Genomic DNA, 16,195 nt, shown 5'->3' with positions numbered 1-16,195 from the left:
TTCTGCCTGATCCACAATGTAGTCTGCCTATGTCCCTGCGCGTGTACCTTCGCACAGCCCTGTTCGGGCTGTGCTTGTCCCTCTCGTTCGCGGCCACCGCGAACGCCGCGGCCGAAGCGCCGACCACCGCCAGCATCCAGCACAGCCTCGACAAGATCGCCGAGCGCAAGCTGCCCGAGGCCGATCAGAAGGCCCTGCAGCAGGTGCTCGAACAAACCCTGAGCCTGCTGGCCACCAAGGAAGACAACGAGCGCAAGTTGGCCGCGCTGAAGCAACAGCTGGCCGGCGCACCGAAAGAAACCAGCGACAGCCAAAAAGAATTGGCCCGGCTCAAGGAAAGCAAGCCGCAGCCTGTCGCCCAGCGCTATGCCACCCTCTCGGTGCCCCAGCTGGAGCAACTGCTCAGCGAGCGCAGCACCCTGCAAGGCGAGCTGCAAAAGGCGCTGTCCGAAGCCAACAGCCTGATCATCAATTCCCAGACCCGCCCAGAGCGCGCCCAGGCCGAGATCAGCAACAGCCAGGCCCGCTCCCAGCAAATCAACAATGCCCTCAAATCTGGCAAGGACAACGGCAAGGCGCTCAACGCCGACCAGCGCAACCAGCTCAGTGCCGAGCTCGCTTCGCTCAACGCGCTGACCCTGCTGCGCCGCCAGGAGCTGGCCGGCAACAGCCTGCTGCAAGACCTTGGCAATGCCCGCCACGACTTGCTGATCGAGCGCGCCGCACGCCTGGAGCAAGAAATCCAGGACCTGCAGACGCTGATCAACGACAAGCGCCTGGCCCAATCCCAGGAAGCGGTCACCCAGCAGTCGATCGAAGCCCAGAAGGCCGGCGGCAGCAGCCTGTTGGCCACTGAAAGCACGATCAACCTCAAGCTGTCCGACTACTTGCTCAAAAGCACCGACCGCCTCAACGAGCTGACCCAGCAGAACCTGCGCACCAAACAGCAGCTCGACAGCCTGACCCAGGCCGACCAGGCCCTGGACGAGCAGATCAACGTGCTCAAGGGCAGCCTGCTGCTGTCCAAGATCCTCTACAAGCAGAAGCAGACCCTGCCGCACCTGAAGGTCGACCGCGACCTCGCCGACCAGATCGCCGACACCCGCCTTTACCAGTTCGAAATCAACCAGCAGCGCGAGCAGATGAGCAGCCCGGTCACCTATGTCGACAAGCTGCTGGCCAACCAGCCGCCGGAAGACGTCACGCCGCAACTGCGCAAGGCCCTGCTGGAAGTGGCGATCACCCGCACCGACCTGCTGGAGCGCCTGAACCGCGAACTGTCGGCGCTGCTCAACGAATCGATCACCTTGCAGCTCAACCAGAAGCAGCTGCTGGGCACGGCCCAAGGCCTGCGCACCACCCTCGACGAGCAGATGTTCTGGATCCCCAGCAACAAGCCGCTGGACTGGGACTGGCTGCGCTATGTGCCGGAGCGCTTTGCCAGCCAGGTCGCCGACCTGCCCTGGGGCTCAGGCCTCAAGGAGCTGGCCGATGGCTTGAGCCAGCGCCCGCTGCTGTTCTTGCCGCTACTACTGGTGATTGGCGCCCTGTTGTGGCGGCGCAAATACCTCTACCTGCGCTTGAGCAAGGTCCACCAGGACATCGGCCACTTCCGCCGGGACAGCCAGTGGCACACGCCCCAGGCCATCCTGATCAACATTCTGTTGGCGATGCCGGTAAGCCTGGGCCTGGCCCTGTGCAGCTATGCCCTGCAGATCGACGCCCGCGGGCAAAACGCCAACCTCGGCGCGGCGCTGTGGCAGTTGGCCCAGGCCTGGCTGGTGTTCTACACCGCCTACCGCATCCTCGCCCCTGGCGGCGTGGCAGAAGTGCACTTCCGTTGGCACAAGCCGCAGGTCGAATTCCTCCGGGGCTGGGTGCGCAGGCTGGGTACCGTGGTGCTGGCACTGGTCGGCGTGGTGGCGGTTGCCGAGCACCAGCCTTCGGCACTGGCCGATGATGTACTCGGCATCGGCGTGGTGCTGACCTGCTACGCGCTGATGGCCTGGCTGCTCAGCCGCCTGCTGCTGAGCAGCCCGGCGCACCGCGACACGTCGCTGTTCCGCAAGGCCGTCGGCGTGGCGTTCACCGCCCTGCCGATCGCCTTGTTCGTGGCGGTGTGCTTCGGTTACTACTACACCGCGCTGAAGCTGACCGACCGGCTGATCTACACCCTGTACCTGCTGCTGTTCTGGCTGGTGATCGAAGCGGCATTCGTGCGGGGCCTGTCGGTGGCAGCACGGCGCCTGGCCTACCAGCGCGCCCTGAGCAAACGTGCAGCGGCCAAAGAAGGGCTGGATGGCGAAGTCATCACCGAAGAGCCGACGCTGGACATCGAGCAGGTCAACCAACAGTCGCTGCGCCTGATCCGCCTGGCCTTGCTGGGTGGTTTCATTGCCGGCCTGTACTGGGTGTGGTCGGACCTGATCTCGGTGTTCGCCTACCTCAACAACTTCACCCTGTACGAATACACCAGTGGCACCGGCACCGCCGCCAGCATGGTGCCCATCAGCCTGGGCGACCTGCTCGGCGCGCTGGTGATCGTCGGCATCACCTTCGCCCTGGCCGGCAACTTGCCGGGTTTGCTCGAGGTGCTGGTGCTGTCACGCCTGAACCTGGCCCAGGGCAGCGCCTACGCCACCACCACGCTGCTCTCGTACACCATCGTCGGTATCGGCATCGTCAGTACCCTGTCGACCCTCGGGGTGAGCTGGGACAAGCTGCAGTGGCTGGTAGCGGCCTTGTCGGTTGGCCTGGGTTTCGGCATGCAGGAGATTTTCGCCAACTTCATCTCCGGCATCATGATCCTGTTCGAGCGCCCGGTGCGCATCGGCGACACCATCACCATCGGCAACCTGTCCGGCACGGTGAGCAAGATCCGCATCCGCGCCACCACCATCACCGACTTCGACCGCAAGGACATCATCGTCCCCAACAAGACCTTCATCACCGGCCAGTTGATCAACTGGTCGCTGACCGACACGGTCACCCGGGTGACCTTGAAGCTGGGCATCGACTACGGCTCCGACCTGGACCTGGTGCGCGACCTGCTGCTCAAGGGTGCCCATGAGAACCCGCGGGTGCTCAAGGACCCGGAGCCGATCGTGTACTTCCTCAACTTCGGCGAAAGCTCGCTGGATCACGAACTGCGCATGCACGTGCGTGACTTGGGCGACCGTAACCCGACGCTGGACGAGATCAACCGCTACATCAACCGCGAGTTCAAGGCGCATAACATCAAGATCTCGGTACGCCAGGTCGAGGTGTTCTTGATGGATCAGAAGGGTGGCAAGCAGCAGTTGATTCCACTGGAGCAGCCGAAATCGGATGGCACTGAAGCGGTATAAAGGGGCTCGAATACCGTATTCTGTTCTGAATCCTTGCGAGGGCTGCGCCCTCGATCGCAGGCAAGCCAGCTCCTACAGGGGCTGCGCTAGCCCAAAGCTCAGCGCTGATCCGGTAGGAGCTGGCTTGCCTGCGATGGGCCGCGAAGCGGCCCCCTTGGCACCGATTTCCAGGAGCAACCCGTGAAAGCCCTCGACCAACTCAGCTTCGACAACCGCTTCGCCCGCCTGGGCGATGCGTTCTCCACCCAGGTCCTGCCCGAACCTATCGCAGACCCGCGCCTGGTGGTGGCAAGCGAGTCGGCCATGGCCCTGCTCGACCTTGACCCCGCGCAAGCCGACTTGCCGGTGTTCGCCGAGTTGTTCAGCGGCCACAAGCTCTGGGAAGAGGCCGACCCGCGCGCGATGGTCTACTCCGGCCACCAGTTCGGCTCGTACAACCCGCGCCTGGGGGACGGCCGTGGCCTGTTGCTGGCCGAAGTGCTGAACGACGCAGGCGAACATTGGGACCTGCACCTCAAAGGCGCTGGCCAGACCCCGTATTCGCGCATGGGCGACGGCCGAGCCGTGCTGCGCTCGTCGATCCGCGAGTTTCTCGCCTCCGAAGCCCTGCACGCCCTGGGCATCCCGACCAGCCGGGCGCTGTGCGTGATCGGTTCGAGCACCGCGGTTTGGCGTGAAAGCCGTGAAAGCGCGGCCATGCTCACGCGCCTGGCACAGAGCCATGTGCGCTTCGGCCATTTCGAGTACTTCTACTACACCCGCCAGCCCGAGCAACAGCGCGTGCTGATCGACCATGTGCTGGAACAGCACTACCCCGAGTGCCGCGAGGCCGAGCAGCCCTATCTGGCCATGTTCCGTACGATCGTCGAGCGCAACGCCGAGCTGATTGCCCGTTGGCAAGCCTATGGTTTCTGCCACGGGGTGATGAACACCGACAACATGTCGATCCTCGGCATCACCTTCGATTTCGGCCCTTTTGCCTTCCTCGACGACTTCGACGCCAACTTCATCTGCAACCACTCCGACGACCGTGGCCGCTACAGCTACAGCAACCAAGTGCCTATCGCCCACTGGAACCTCAGTGCGCTGGCCCAGGCGCTGACCACGGTGATCGAAGTGGAACCGCTCAAAGAGGCGCTGGGGCTGTTCTTGCCGTTGTACCAGGCGCATTACCTGGACCTCATGCGCAGGCGCCTGGGCCTAACGACCGCCGAGGATGAAGACCTCGCCCTGGTCGAGCGCCTGCTGCAATGCATGCAAAAGGGCGGCGTGGACTACACCCTGTTCTTCCGCAAGCTGGGTGAACAACCGGTCGCCGAAGCGCTGAATGTCGTCCGCGACGACTTCATCGACCTGCTGGCATTCGATGCCTGGGGCACAGACTACCTTGCCCGCTGCGCGCGTGAGGCCGGCAACGGCGAAGGGCGGCGTGAACGCATGCATGCGGTGAACCCGCTGTACGTGCTGCGCAACTACCTGGCGCAGAAGGCCATCGAAGCGGCCGAGGCCGGGGATTACAGTGAAGTGCGCCGGCTGCACCAGGTGCTGAGCCGGCCGTTCGAGGAGCAGGCCGGGATGCAGGCATACGCCCAGCGGCCGCCGGAGTGGGGCAAGCACCTGGAAATCAGCTGTTCATCGTGATGCCTGGAAGGTGTTTGCCTTGAGATTTTCTGTGCCTGTAAGACCGAGCGCCGCGCGGGCGGCGCTCGGTCTCTGCCCCACCACAACGCTCACGCCCTACCCTTGAACCCCTAAGCGTTTTCTTCCAACAACGAATGCAACTCCACAAACTGCTGGGTCAACTTGTGCCGTGGTTCCAGGTGAATCAGCGGCAAGCTGGCGTGGTGCGACTCGCGCATCTTCACCGAACTGCCCAGGTAAACCGGTAGCACCGGCAGGCCTTCGGCCAGCAGTTCGTCGAGCATCTGCTGGGGCAGGCTGGCGCGGGACTGGAACTGGTTGACCACGATGCCCTCGACCAGCAGGTCCTCATTGTGGTCATCTTTGAGCTCTTCGATTTCCGCCAGCAGGCCGTACAGGGCCTGGCGCGAGAAGCTGTCGCAATCGAAGGGGATGAGCACGCGATCGGCTGCGATAAGCGCAGAAACCGCATAAAAATTCAGCGCTGGCGGCGTGTCGATGTAGATCCGCTCGTAATCCTCGTCCAACTCGTCGAGCAACTTACGCAGCTTGTTGATCTTGTGCTTGGCCTCAAGCTTGGGCTGCAGGTCAGCCAGCTCGGCGGTGGCCGTCACCACATGCAGGTTGTCGAACGGCGTTTCGTAGATATCGACCTTGTTCTTCTTGCTGAAGGGCCCGCTGGACAGGCTTTGCTTGAAGAAATCGGCGATCCCCATGGGGATATCTTCACCCGTCAGGCCGGTGAGGTACTGAGTCGAGTTTGCCTGGGCATCCAGGTCGATCAACAAGGTCCGGTAACCTTCGCTGGCACTGACCGCCGCCAGGTTACAAGCGATGCTCGACTTGCCCACACCACCTTTCTGATTGAACACCACGCGCCGCATGAGAGAACTCCGTGTATCAACGAATGCCCGAGTATGTGGTGGCTCGCCAGCTAAGGCCAGCGGCAATTGTCGGGTGATGATAGCGAACTGATCGCGATGCCCGAGCGCGCCTACGAAGGCTTCGTGACCTGCCCGGTCAACAGCTCGGCAAACGCCTTGGCCATCGCTGAGCTGCCGTGTTCGCGCTGCACCAGCCACACCGCGGTCATCGCGCCTTCATCCAACAAGGTGCGGTACACCACACCCTCGATGCGCATGCGCTGGAACGAGGCCGGCAATACCGAAACCCCTAGCCCCGCAGACACCAGGCCGATGATGGTCATCGCCTCCCCCGCCTCCTGGGCAAAATGCGGGCTGAACCCGGCGTGCCGCGCCAGGCTGAGCAATTGCGCATGCAGCCCACTGCCATAGCTGCGCGGAAAGAACACGAACGGCTCATGCGCCAGGGAGGCCATGCTCACCCCTTGCTCGGTGCCCACGGCCAAGGGGTGCGAGGCATTGATCACGGCCACCAGCGGCTCGCGAAACAGCTCGGTCGCCACCAGCCCCTCCGGCAATGGCATGGGCCGCATCAGCCCCACCTCGATGGACTCGTCAAACACCGCTTCAGCCACATCACGGCTGCTCAACTCCTTGAGGTTCAGGTGCACGGCCGGGAAGCGCTGACGAAAGGCATGGATTGCCTTGGGGATTTTCGAGGTGAACGGCGCCGACGAGGTAAAGCCGATCTTCATCTCGCCGAGCTCGCCAAGTTGCGCCCTGCGCGCCACATCGGCTGCCTTTTCCACCTGTGCCAACACCTGGCGTGCTTCTTCCAAGAACAACCGCCCCGCCTCGCTCAGTTCGACCCGACGATTGGTACGGTCGAACAAACGGGCACCCAGCTCCTGCTCCAGCGCCTGGATTTGTTGGCTCAAGGGGGGCTGCGAAATGCCCAACTGCTGGGCCGCGCGGCCAAAGTGCAACTCTTCTGCCACAGCAATGAAGTAACGCAGATGGCGCAGTTCCATGATCGGCTCCAAACAAGTCGCTAAACGTCTTAAATAGGTCGAACAATATATTGGATCTAATCATTAGCCAGCTATATGCTTTTTTCATTGCGCCAGAGGTACCCGCCCGTGAAAACTGCTGTAGCTCCCCTTCCCGTCGACCCAGAACCTGCCCCCCTTAACGAAATGTGGATCGAGAAAGGCACCCCCGCCTTCATGAAGACCGTGCTGGCCCTGTTCAGCGGCGGCTTTGCCACCTTCGCCCTGCTGTACTGCGTGCAGCCGATGATGCCCCTGCTGTCGCAGGAGTTTTCCATCAACGCGGCACAGAGCAGCCTGGTGTTGTCGGTGTCGACTGCCATGCTGGCGTTCGGCCTGTTGATCACCGGGCCGATCTCCGACCGCATCGGGCGCAAGCCGGTGATGGTGTTTGCGCTGGTGTGCGCGGCCCTGTCGACCTTGGCCAGCGCGGTGATGCCGACCTGGGAAGCGGTATTGGCGACACGTGCACTGGTCGGCCTGTCGTTGAGCGGCCTGGCGGCGGTGGCCATGACTTACCTGAGCGAAGAAATCCACCCGCAGCACATCGGCCTGGCCATGGGCCTGTATATCGGCGGCAATGCCATCGGCGGCATGTGCGGGCGCCTCATCACCGGGGTACTGATCGACTTCGTCAGCTGGCACACAGCGATGCTGACCATCGGCGGCCTGGCACTGGTCGCGGCGCTGGTGTTCTGGAAGGTCCTGCCCGAATCACGCAACTTCCGCCCGCAGGCCGTGAACCCACGCAGCCTGCTGGACGGCTTCGTCATGCACTTCAAGGACGCCGGGCTGCCTTGGCTGTTCCTCGAGGCATTCCTGCTGATGGGCGCCTTCGTCACGCTGTTCAACTACATCGGCTACCGCCTGCTGGCAGGGCCTTATCACATGAACCAGGCGTTGGTCGGCTTGTTGTCGGTGGTGTACCTGTCGGGTATCTACAGCTCTGCACAGGTCGGCGCACTGGCGGACAAGCTGGGGCGGCGCAAGGTGTTCTGGGTCAGTATCGTGGTGATGGCGGGCGGCTTGCTGATGACCTTGGCCAGCCCGCTGCTGATGGTGATTCTCGGCATGCTGGTGTTCACCTTTGGCTTCTTCGGTGCCCACTCGGTGGCCAGCAGCTGGATCGGGCGGCGGGCGTTGAAGGCCAAGGGGCAGGCTTCGTCGCTGTACCTGTTCTGCTATTACGCGGGGTCGAGTGTGGCCGGGACGGCAGGTGGGGTGTTCTGGCATGCATGGGGGTGGAATGGCATCGGGCTGTTCATCGGCAGCCTGTTGGCCGTGGCGTTGCTGGTGGCGTTGCGCTTGAGCAAGCTTCAGCCGAAAACGGCTTGAGGGCCATTCGCGGGTAAACCCGCTCCCACAGGTATGGCGCTGGCCTCAAGGGTAGTGCAATCCTGTGGGAGCGGGTTTACCCGCGAAAGGGGCCTCGGATCAGTTGATGATCTCGACGATATCCACATCCACTTCCCGGCTCATCAGGTGCTTCTCCACCTCACCGGTCAGCTTGACCTTGGTCTTGTCATTGAACGGCGTCGGTGGCAGGTCCTCATCGTCGATCTCGACGGTGATGGTGCCGGTGTTGTCCTTGAATTCGTACTTGTCGTCGTTGTTGATCTTCTTGGTCACATAACCCTGCAGCACCACCGGGGTGTCATCGGCTGCGTCGTTGGCGGCGGCGACAGTAGTGACCGACTGGGCACCTGGGCCGGTATAACCAGCGGCCAGTGCAGCGGTGCTGAACAAAGGGGCGAGGATCAGGGCGAGGTAACGAGCTTTCATGGGGATCAGGTCCTGTTTCGGTTTCGATGGGACCAGATTAACGACGATCGCTGAATTCAAACTTAATACAAAAAACCCGGCATCAAGGCCGGGTTTTTTGTGCAGTGCATCAAATCACTGGTGGTATTGCGCCGACAACTCGTGCACGGCGTTGATGAACGCACCCGCGTGCTCTGGGTCGACTTCCGGGGTAATACCGTGGCCCAGGTTGAACACATGGCCGGTGCCCTTGCCATAGCTGGCCAGAATACGCGCCACTTCCTTGCGGATGGCTTCGGGCTTGGCGTACAGCACGGTTGGGTCCATGTTGCCTTGCAGCGCAACTTTGTCACCGACACGGCGGCGGGCATCGCCGATCTCGCAGGTCCAGTCCAGGCCCAGTGCATCGGCACCGGCTTCGGCGATGCTTTCCAGCCACATGCCGCCGTTTTTGGTGAACAGAATGACCGGCACCTTGCGCCCGTCGTGCTCGCGGATCAGCCCGCTGACGATCTTGCGCATGTAGGCCAGGGAGAACTCCTGGTAGGCCGCCGCCGACAGGTTGCCGCCCCAGGTGTCGAAGATCTGCACAGCCTGGGCACCGGCCAGGATCTGGCCGTTGAGGTAGCTGGTGACCGACTGGGCCAGCTTGTCCAGTAACAGGTGCAGGGCTTGCGGGTTGTCGTAGGCCATGGCCTTGGTCTTGCGGAAGTCCTTGGACGAACCGCCTTCGACCATGTAAGTGGCCAGGGTCCATGGGCTGCCCGAGAAGCCGATCAGCGGGACACGGCCGTTGAGCTCGCGACGGATGGTGCTGACGGCGTCCATCACGTAGCCCAGGTCCTTTTGCGGATCAGGGATCGGCAGTGCCTCGATGTCGGCCGGGGTGCTGATGACTTTCTTGAAGCGCGGGCCTTCGCCGGTTTCGAAGTACAGGCCAAGGCCCATGGCATCGGGGATGGTGAGGATGTCCGAGAACAGGATCGCCGCGTCCAGTGGGTAGCGGTCCAGCGGCTGCAGGGTGACCTCGCAGGCGAACTGCGGGTTCATGCACAGACTCATGAAGTCACCGGCCTTGGCACGGCTGGCGCGGTACTCCGGCAGGTAACGGCCAGCCTGGCGCATCATCCAGACCGGGGTGACGTCTACGGGTTGCTTGAGCAGTGCACGCAGGAAACGATCGTTCTTCAGGGCAGTCATGTCGGCATCCGGCAAAAAAGTGCGGGCATTTTCTCAGACGCCAGCACAAAAGGCACGGCCAAGGCCATGCGTTTTGTCTATTGGGTGCCTTGGATCAAGCAATTTTGTATACAAAACGCCAAAGGGGCTGCTTTGCAGCCCATCGCGGCACAAGGCCGCTCCCACAGGGAAATGCATTCCTCCTGTGGGAGCGGCCTTGTGCCGCGATGGGCCGCAAAGCGGCCCCAGCATTCAATCAGACTTCCAGGTAATCCAGGATACCTTCAGCAGCCGTGCGGCCTTCGAAAATGGCCGTTACCACCAAATCCGAACCGCGCACCATGTCGCCGCCGGCGAAGATTTTCGGGTTGCTGGTCTGGTGCTTGAACTTGCCTTTTTCCGGTGCCACCACGCGGCCCTGGCTGTCCATCTGGATACCATGCTGCTCGAACCACGGCGCCGGGCTCGGGCGGAAACCGAAGGCGATCACCACGGCATCGGCCGGCAGGATCTCTTCAGAACCCGGGATCGGCTCAGGGCTGCGGCGGCCACGGGCGTCCGGCTCGCCGAGACGGGTCTCGACCACCTTCACGCCTTCGACCTTGTCTTCACCGACAATGGCGATCGGCTGGCGGTTGTAGAGGAACTTCACGCCCTCTTCCTTGGCGTTCTTCACCTCTTTGCGCGAACCCGGCATGTTGGCCTCGTCACGACGATAAGCACAGGTCACCGACTTGGCGCCCTGGCGGATCGAGGTGCGGTTGCAGTCCATCGCGGTGTCACCACCGCCCAGCACCACGACCTTCTTGCCCTGCATGTCGACGAAGTCTTCCGGCGACTTCTCGAAGCCCAGGTTGCGGTTGACGTTGGCGATCAGGAAGTCCAGCGCGTCATGCACGCCCGGCAGGTCCTCGCCCGGGAAGCCGCCCTTCATGTAGGTGTAGGTACCCATGCCCATGAACACCGCGTCGTACTCGGCCAGCAGCTGCTCCATGGTGATGTCGGTGCCCACCTCGGTGTTCAGGCGGAACTCGATGCCCATGCCGGTGAAGACTTCGCGGCGGTTGCTCAGCACGGTCTTTTCCAGCTTGAACTCGGGGATACCGAAGGTCAGCAGGCCACCGATTTCCGGGTTCTTGTCGAACACCACCGGGGTCACGCCGGCGCGCACCAGCACGTCGGCACAGCCCAGGCCCGCCGGGCCGGCACCGATGATGGCGACACGCTTGCCAGTCGGCATGACCTTGGACATGTCTGGGCGCCAGCCCATGGCGAAAGCGGTGTCGGTGATGTACTTCTCCACCGAGCCGATGGTCACCGCGCCAAAACCGTCGTTCAGGGTGCAGGCACCCTCGCACAGGCGGTCCTGCGGACAAACACGGCCGCACACTTCAGGCAGGGTGTTGGTTTGGTGCGACAGTTCTGCCGCTGCCAGGATGTTGCCCTCGGACACCAGCTTCAACCAGTTGGGGATGAAGTTGTGCACCGGGCACTTCCATTCGCAATACGGGTTACCGCAGCCCAGGCAACGGTGCGCCTGCTCCACGGACTGCTGCGGCTTGAAGGGTTCGTAGATCTCGACGAACTCTTTCTTGCGCTGGCGCAGCAGCTTTTTCTTTGGGTCTTTACGCCCCACTTCGATGAACTGGAAGTCGTTGCTCAGACGTTCAGCCATTTTTCAAAACCTCTTTACCGCAGTCGCAAGCTACAAGCCGCAAGCTGCAAGTCGATCACTTGGGTCCGGCAAACCTCGCACTGCGTTTACTCGCAGCTGAGGCTTGCCACTTGCAGCTGTTGTTACTGCGGGTTGGCACGGGTGCTGGACAGCAGTTGCTTGAGGTTGGCCGCCTTCGGCTTGACCAGCCAGAAGCGCCGCACGTAGTCGTCCAGGTTCTCGAAGAGCTCACGCCCCCACTCGCTGCCGGTCTCGTCCACGTATTCGCCAAGGACGCGCGCCAGGTGGCTGCGGTACGCCTCCATCGCTTCACCACTGATGCGCTGGATTTCCACCAGTTCATGGTTGAGCTTGTCGACGAAGCTGTTGTCCATGTCGAGCACGTAGGCGAAGCCGCCGGTCATGCCAGAGCCGAAGTTGTAACCGGTCTTGCCCAGGACGCAGACAAAGCCGCCGGTCATGTATTCACAGCAGTGATCGCCAGTGCCCTCGACAACAGCGTGGGCGCCAGAGTTACGCACAGCGAAGCGCTCGCCCGCGGTACCGGCGGCGAACAGCTTGCCGCCAGTGGCACCGTACAGGCAGGTGTTGCCGACGATGGCGCTGTGCTGGGTTTCGAACGGGCTGCCGGCAGGTGGCACGATGGTGACCTTGCCACCGGTCATGCCTTTGCCGACGTAGTCGTTGGCGTCGCCTTCCAGGTGCAGGTTCAGGCCACCAGCGTTCCACACGCCGAAGCTCTGGCCCGCAGTGCCCTTGAAGCGGAAGGTGATCGGCGCAGCGGCCATGCCCTGGTTGCCGTGCAAGCGGGCGATCTCACCCGAGATGCGCGCACCGATGGAGCGGTCGCAGTTGCAGATGTCGAGGCTGAACTCGCCACCGGACTGGTCGCGGATCGCCGGCATGGCCATTTCGACCATCTTCTCGGCCAGCTCGCCCTTGTCGAACGGCGGGTTCTTGTCGACTTCGCAGAACTGCGGCTTGTCCGCCGGAATGTGCGAACTGCCCAGCAGCGGCGACAGGTCCAGGTACTGCTGGCGCTCGGTGTCGCCTGGCAGGATGTCGAGCAGGTCGGTGCGGCCGATCAGCTCGCCCAGGCTGCGCACACCCAGTTTGGCCAGCCACTCGCGGGTCTCTTCGGCGACGAAGGTGAAGAAGTTGATCACCATGTCGACGGTGCCGATGTAGTGGTCCTTGCGCAGCTTGTCGTTCTGGGTGGCGACGCCGGTGGCGCAGTTGTTCAGGTGGCAAATACGCAGGTATTTGCAGCCCAGGGCGATCATCGGCGCGGTGCCGAAGCCGAAGCTCTCGGCGCCGAGGATGGCCGCCTTGATCACGTCGAGGCCGGTTTTCAGGCCACCGTCGGTCTGCACCCGCACTTTGCCGCGCAGGTCGTTGCCGCGCAGAGTCTGGTGGGTTTCGGCAAGGCCGAGCTCCCACGGCGCGCCCGCGTACTTGATGGAAGTCAGTGGCGAAGCACCGGTACCGCCGTCGTAGCCCGAGATGGTAATCAGGTCGGCGTAGGCCTTGGCCACGCCGGCGGCGATGGTACCCACGCCTGCCTCGGCAACCAGCTTGACCGAGACCAGCGCCTGCGGGTTGACCTGCTTGAGGTCGTAGATCAGCTGGGCCAGGTCTTCGATCGAGTAGATGTCGTGGTGCGGCGGTGGCGAGATCAGGGTCACGCCTGGTACCGCGTAGCGCAGCTTGGCGATCAGGCCGTTGACCTTGCCGCCTGGCAGCTGGCCGCCCTCACCCGGCTTGGCGCCTTGGGCTACCTTGATCTGCAGCACTTCGGCGTTGACCAGGTATTCCGGGGTCACGCCAAAGCGGCCGGTGGCCACCTGCTTGATCTTGGAGCTGCGCACGGTGCCGTAGCGCGACGGGTCTTCACCGCCCTCGCCCGAGTTGGAACGCGCGCCCAGGCGGTTCATGGCCTCGGCCAGCGCCTCGTGGGCTTCTGGCGACAAAGCGCCGAGCGAGATACCGGCGGAATCGAAGCGCTTGAGGATGGCCTCCAACGGTTCGATCTGCTCGATCGCCAGCGGCTGGTCAGCCACTTTGACCTTGAGCAGGTCGCGGATCATCGACACCGGGCGCTGGTCGACCAGCGAGGTGTATTCCTTGAACTTGGCGTAGTCGCCCTGCTGCACAGCCGCCTGCAGGGTGTTGACCACATCCGGGTTGTAGGCGTGGTATTCGCCACCGTGGACGAATTTGAGCAGGCCACCTTGCTGGATCGGCTTGCGCGCGCTCCAGGCTTCGGCGGCGAGCAGCTTCTGGTCGCTTTCCAGGTCTTCGAAACGCGCACCCTTGATGCGGCTCGACACGCCCTTGAAGCTCAGGCCGACCACGTCCTCGGCCAGGCCGATGGCTTCGAACAGCTGCGCACCCCGGTAAGAAGCGATGGTGGAGATGCCCATCTTGGACAGGATCTTCAGCAGGCCCTTGGAGATGCCTTTGCGGTAATACTTGAACACCTCGTCCAGATCGCCCAGCACTTCGCCGGTACGGATCAGGTCGGCCAGCACTTCGTACGCCAGGTACGGGTAGACGGCCGAGGCACCGAAGCCCAGCAGCACAGCGAAGTGGTGCGGGTCACGGGCGGTCGCGGTTTCGACCAGGATGTTGCTGTCGCACCGCAGGCCCTGCTCGGTCAGGCGGTGGTGTACGGCACCCACGGCGAGCGAAGCGTGCACCGGCAACTTGCCCGGGGCGATGTAACGGTCGCTCAGCACCAGTTGAGTCTTGCCACTGCGCACCGCTTCTTCGGCTTGGTCGGCGATGTTGCGGATGGCCGCTTCCAGGCCGACGCCTTGCTCGTAGTTGAGGTCGATCAGTTGGCGGTCGAAGCCTTCGCGCTCCAGGTTCATCAGCGAGCGCCACTTGGCAGGCGAGATGACCGGCGAGCTGAGGATGACCCGCGAGGCGTGCTCCGGGGACTCCTGGAAGATGTTGCGCTCGGCGCCCAGGCAGATCTCCAGCGACATGACGATCGCTTCGCGCAGCGGGTCGATCGGCGGGTTGGTGACCTGCGCGAACTGCTGGCGGAAGAAGTCATACGGCGAACGCACGCGCTGCGACAGCACAGCCATCGGCGTGTCGTCACCCATCGAGCCGACCGCTTCCTGGCCCTGCTCACCCAGCGGGCGCAGCACCTGGTCACGCTCTTCGAAGGTGACCTGGAACATCTTCATGTATTGCTTGAGCTGGTCAGCATCGTAGCTGGCCGCGCCCTGGTCGTCGGTCAAGGTCGCCTGGATACGCGTGGCGTGCTGACGCAGCCAGCGCTTGTACGGGTGGCGCGACTTCAGACGGTTGTCGATGGCGTCGGTGTCGAGGATCTGGCCGGTTTCGGTGTCCACGGCGAAGATCTGGCCCGGGCCGACACGGCCCTTGGCGATGACGTCTTCAGGCTTGTAGTCCCATACGCCGATTTCCGACGCAATGGTGATGTAGCCATTGGTGGTGGTCACCCAACGCGCCGGGCGCAGGCCGTTACGGTCGAGCAGGCACACCGCGTGGCGGCCTTCGGTCATGACGATACCGGCCGGGCCATCCCACGGCTCCATGTGCATGGAGTTGTATTCGTAGAAGGCGCGCAGGTCGGCGTCCATGGTCTCGACGTTCTGCCAGGCCGGCGGTACCAGCATGCGCACGCCGCGGAACAGGTCGATGCCACCGGTGACCATCAGCTCGAGCATGTTGTCCATGCTCGACGAATCGGAGCCCACGCGGTTGACCAGCGGGCCGAGTTCTTCGAGGTCAGGGATCTGGTCATTGGCGAACTTGGTGCGACGGGCCATGGCCCAGTTGCGGTTGCCAGTGATGGTGTTGATTTCGCCGTTGTGGGCGAGGAAGCGGAACGGCTGCGCCAGCGGCCATTTCGGCAGGGTATTGGTGGAGAAGCGCTGGTGAAACACGCAGATCGCGGTCTGCAGGCGCTCATCACCCAGGTCTGGATAGAACGCCGCGAGATCGCGCGGCATCATCAGGCCTTTGTAGATGATGGTCTTGTGCGAGAAGCTGCAGATGTAGTGGTCGGTGTCGTGGGCGTTGGCCACGGACGAACGACGACGGGCACTGAACAGCTTGATGGCGAATTCCTGATCGCTCAGGCCTTCACCACCGATGAACACCTGCTCGATCTGCGGCAGGCGCTCCAGCGCCAGGCGACCCAGCACGCTGGTGTCGATCGGCACCTTGCGCCAGCCGACCAGCTTCAGGCCAGCGGCGAGGATCTCGCGGTCCATGTTGGCGCGGGCGGCTTCTGCTTTGACCGGGTCCTGGTTGAAGAACACCATGCCGACGGCGTACTGCTTGGGCAGCTCGACGGCAAACTGTTCCTGGGCCACGGCCCGCAGGAATTGATCGGGCTTCTGCATGAGCAGACCGCAACCGTCACCGGTCTTGCCGTCGGCGTTGATACCGCCGCGGTGGGTCATGCACGTCAGTGCCTGCATGGCGGTTTGCAGAAGGTGGTGACTTGGCTCGCCCGTCATATGGGCGATCAGGCCAAAACCACAGTTGTCCTTGAATTCTTCGGGATGGTACAGACCTGTTTTCATAGACACTTTCTCACCAGGTTCACCTCTCAACGGAGGCAAATCTCTTTTTTAACAACCACTTACCATCCACGCCGATCAAACGCCAGCTTTTTTGCGGTGGTCATGGAAAACC

Annotated in this window: 9 protein-coding genes; 3 read left to right on the top strand and 6 right to left on the bottom strand. The window is 62.8% G+C overall.

Annotated elements, in window-relative coordinates; genetic code table 11:
• Positions 1-29 precede the first annotated feature (29 nt).
• Together mscK and selO are read left to right on the top strand one after the other, a co-directional pair.
• Entirely contained in the window at positions 30-3,347 is a 3,318-nt protein-coding gene (gene mscK / locus AB7M33_RS10625) for a mechanosensitive channel MscK (protein WP_186677130.1), read from the top strand.
• Positions 3,348-3,527: 180 nt separating this feature from the next.
• On the top strand, positions 3,528-4,988 hold the full coding sequence (gene selO, locus AB7M33_RS10620; protein ID WP_454242823.1) for a protein adenylyltransferase SelO: 1,461 nt from the start codon (positions 3,528-3,530) through the stop codon (positions 4,986-4,988).
• Between the two features lie 110 nt (positions 4,989-5,098).
• On the opposite strand, the gene AB7M33_RS10615 is transcribed toward selO, so the two are convergent.
• Both AB7M33_RS10615 and AB7M33_RS10610 read right to left on the bottom strand, forming a co-directional pair.
• Positions 5,099-5,872: a ParA family protein gene (locus tag AB7M33_RS10615; RefSeq protein ID WP_454242822.1), complete on the bottom strand. Its 774-nt coding sequence runs from the start codon at positions 5,870-5,872 to the stop codon at positions 5,099-5,101.
• A gap of 110 nt (positions 5,873-5,982) precedes the next feature.
• Entirely contained in the window at positions 5,983-6,882 is a 900-nt protein-coding gene (locus AB7M33_RS10610) for a LysR family transcriptional regulator (protein ID WP_186677123.1), read from the bottom strand.
• Positions 6,883-7,047: 165 nt separating this feature from the next.
• Between AB7M33_RS10610 and AB7M33_RS10605 the strand changes: the two genes are divergently transcribed.
• Positions 7,048-8,235, top strand: coding sequence for an MFS transporter (locus AB7M33_RS10605; RefSeq protein ID WP_238215769.1), 1,188 nt, complete (start codon positions 7,048-7,050; stop codon positions 8,233-8,235).
• 99 nt (positions 8,236-8,334) lie between these two features.
• Here AB7M33_RS10605 and AB7M33_RS10600 read toward each other — a convergent pair whose 3' ends face one another.
• From AB7M33_RS10600 to gltB, 4 genes are all read right to left on the bottom strand, one after another.
• Positions 8,335-8,682, bottom strand: coding sequence for a YgiW/YdeI family stress tolerance OB fold protein (locus AB7M33_RS10600; RefSeq protein ID WP_099430675.1), 348 nt, complete (start codon positions 8,680-8,682; stop codon positions 8,335-8,337).
• Positions 8,683-8,796: 114 nt separating this feature from the next.
• The gene (gene hemE / locus AB7M33_RS10595; protein WP_027592362.1) at positions 8,797-9,861 is read right to left on the bottom strand and encodes a uroporphyrinogen decarboxylase; all 1,065 of its coding nucleotides are present in this window, start codon (positions 9,859-9,861) and stop codon (positions 8,797-8,799) included.
• 235 nt (positions 9,862-10,096) lie between these two features.
• Positions 10,097-11,515, bottom strand: coding sequence for an FAD-dependent oxidoreductase (locus tag AB7M33_RS10590; RefSeq protein ID WP_454242821.1), 1,419 nt, complete (start codon positions 11,513-11,515; stop codon positions 10,097-10,099).
• 122 nt (positions 11,516-11,637) lie between these two features.
• A complete protein-coding gene (gltB, locus tag AB7M33_RS10585; RefSeq protein WP_099430677.1) occupies positions 11,638-16,083 on the bottom strand; it encodes a glutamate synthase large subunit in 4,446 nt (1,481 codons plus the stop codon).
• Positions 16,084-16,195: the final 112 nt, after the last annotated feature.

The organism is Pseudomonas sp. Y3 TE3536, assembly GCF_053629175.1.
Note: the sequence above shows the minus strand (reverse complement) of the source record. Positions and strands in the feature narration are given on the sequence as shown.

What these genes read in the sequence shown, in the direction of transcription:
- mscK (WP_186677130.1), top strand. Translation starts at nt 30, where the DNA reads ATGTCCCTGCGCGTGTACCTTCGCACAGCCCTGTTCGGGCTGTGCTTG.
- AB7M33_RS10615 (WP_454242822.1), bottom strand. Translation starts at nt 5,872, where the DNA reads ATGCGGCGCGTGGTGTTCAATCAGAAAGGTGGTGTGGGCAAGTCGAGC.
- AB7M33_RS10610 (WP_186677123.1), bottom strand. Translation starts at nt 6,882, where the DNA reads ATGGAACTGCGCCATCTGCGTTACTTCATTGCTGTGGCAGAAGAGTTG.
- AB7M33_RS10605 (WP_238215769.1), top strand. Translation starts at nt 7,048, where the DNA reads ATGTGGATCGAGAAAGGCACCCCCGCCTTCATGAAGACCGTGCTGGCC.
- AB7M33_RS10600 (WP_099430675.1), bottom strand. Translation starts at nt 8,682, where the DNA reads ATGAAAGCTCGTTACCTCGCCCTGATCCTCGCCCCTTTGTTCAGCACC.
- hemE (WP_027592362.1), bottom strand. Translation starts at nt 9,861, where the DNA reads ATGACTGCCCTGAAGAACGATCGTTTCCTGCGTGCACTGCTCAAGCAA.
- AB7M33_RS10590 (WP_454242821.1), bottom strand. Translation starts at nt 11,515, where the DNA reads ATGGCTGAACGTCTGAGCAACGACTTCCAGTTCATCGAAGTGGGGCGT.
- gltB (WP_099430677.1), bottom strand. Translation starts at nt 16,083, where the DNA reads ATGAAAACAGGTCTGTACCATCCCGAAGAATTCAAGGACAACTGTGGT.